The 1,302-nt window shown below is 51.5% G+C and carries 2 protein-coding genes and 1 pseudogene; all 3 read left to right on the forward strand.

From position 1 onward, the window contains the following. Nucleotides 1-54 precede the first annotated feature (54 nt). Nucleotides 55-177, forward strand: a pseudogene (locus tag WMO26_RS13500) (AbrB/MazE/SpoVT family DNA-binding domain-containing protein); the annotation flags it as partial. A gap of 197 nt (nucleotides 178-374) precedes the next feature. After that, on the forward strand, nucleotides 375-947 hold the full coding sequence (locus WMO26_RS13505; protein WP_349221146.1) for a hypothetical protein: 573 nt from the start codon (nucleotides 375-377) through the stop codon (nucleotides 945-947). After that, on the forward strand, nucleotides 944-1,261 hold the full coding sequence (locus tag WMO26_RS13680; RefSeq protein WP_435431561.1) for an AbrB/MazE/SpoVT family DNA-binding domain-containing protein: 318 nt from the start codon (nucleotides 944-946) through the stop codon (nucleotides 1,259-1,261). Before WMO26_RS13505 ends, WMO26_RS13680 begins: the two co-directional genes overlap by 4 nt. Nucleotides 1,262-1,302: the final 41 nt, after the last annotated feature.

Here is a 1,302-nt window from a genome sequence, read left to right on the forward strand (position 1 = left end):
GGCAAAATCCGCTGCGAAAAAGTACAATTGATCGAGATTGTGAGGTAAAAATAAATGAAAGCAACCGGAATCATCCGCAGAATTGACGACCTTGGACGGATCGTCATCCCGAAGGAAATCCGAAGAGTCAAGCGCATCCACGAAAATGATCCGCTTGGAATCTTTGTGGACGACGAATTTATACTGTTTCGCAAATACGACATCGGAGAGACGCCGAAAGACATACTCGACGATTTTGTCGAGGCTATTGAGGACCATCCCTACCGCAAGCGGATCATGGGCCTGCTCGCAGATGTGAGAGAGCTCCTAAACCAAGAAAAAGCGCCCGACGCGGCAGGACAAGCAGGGAATGATATCGACAAGGAGTGAAAGCCATGAAAAAATATGAATTAACCGACGAAATTAAAACCATATACGGTCATACTTTGCATCGCATCCGCGCGTGCGTCGACGTGGGAAACAATGTTAAGGCGGGCGATTTTGGAGGGTGGATAGAGTCAGAAATCAACCTATCGCATGATGGCGATGCGTGGGTCTACGGCAATGCGCGAGTCTACGGCAATGCGCGGGTCTGCGGCGATGCGCGGGTCTACGGCAATGCGTGGGTCTATGGCGATGCGCGGGTCTGCGGCGATGCGCGGGTCTACGGCAATGCGCGGGTCTGCGGCGATGCGCATATCTATGGCGATGCGTGGGACAAACCACCGCTATACATACAGGGTAGCAAATGGTATGTTTGTATGACCGATCTGACTCACATACAGATCGGATGCCAAACTCACAGCATATCAGACTGGATTGACCATGGTATCGCAATCGCCCACCGCAATTGTGCAGATGACATCGTGCCGGAATACGTATGGTACGTCGTCACCGCTGCCATGCGGTACGGCACGGCAGATGAGCGCGAGAGAGCACAAAAATTATTAGAGGAGGTATACAGGTGAAAGCAACCGGAATTGTTAGGCGCATCGACGACATAGGGCGGGTGATCATCCCGAAAGAACTCCGGGACGCCATGCGCTTTGAACCTGGCGATCAGGTGGAAATATTTGTGGATGATGACGCAATTGTCTACCGCAAATACAAGGCGGCGGAAATTGCGCTGGATTTACTAGCAGACTTAGAGGAGTCCGTTTCCGGTCTGGACGATTTTGAGCGCAAGGAAATCGAGCGCCATATCCGGAGGATCGAAATGCTCCTAAACCAAGACAAAGCGCCCGACGCGGCGGCAACCGCAATCGAGCGCAAAGGGAAATAAGCTACCGTTATTGTAAACCAGATTAGGAGGTTTGTCAAATG

Origin of the sequence: Solibaculum intestinale (assembly GCF_040096205.1) — a bacterium.
Lineage (GTDB): Bacteria > Bacillota > Clostridia > Oscillospirales > Acutalibacteraceae > Solibaculum_A > Solibaculum_A intestinale.

Coding starts and splice junctions, on each gene's coding strand:
- WMO26_RS13505 (WP_349221146.1), top strand. CDS start 375: ATGAAAAAATATGAATTAACCGACGAAATTAAAACCATATACGGTCAT.